At 39.0% G+C, this 272-nt stretch carries 1 rRNA gene; it reads left to right on the forward strand.

Annotation, left to right across the window (positions count from 1 at the left end):
• Positions 1–61: ribosomal RNA gene (locus AX762_RS01800) — 16S ribosomal RNA — on the forward strand; the annotation flags it as partial.
• Between the last annotated feature and the right edge of the window lie 211 nt (positions 62–272).

A 272-nucleotide genomic window follows, 5' to 3' on the forward strand; every position in this document is an offset into this window, starting at 1 on the left:
GATTGGGGTGAAGTCGTAACAAGGTAGCCGTATCGGAAGGTGCGGCTGGATCACCTCCTTTCTAAGGATATTGCCATTAGGGCAAACGGAGCCTACACATTTGATGATTACTTTGTTTAGTTTTGAGGGATAGATTTCCTTCAATCTTTGTTCTTTGAAAACTAGATAGTTGATTTTATAACAAACACAAAAGTTGAGAAACAACACCGAAACAAATAAAACTGAGACCGTCTTGTTTAGACAAGACACTCAGCGCTATAAATACCCTTAAC

The sequence above is a fragment of the Alkalibacterium sp. 20 genome (assembly GCF_001885615.1).
Lineage (GTDB): Bacteria > Bacillota > Bacilli > Lactobacillales > Carnobacteriaceae_A > Alkalibacterium.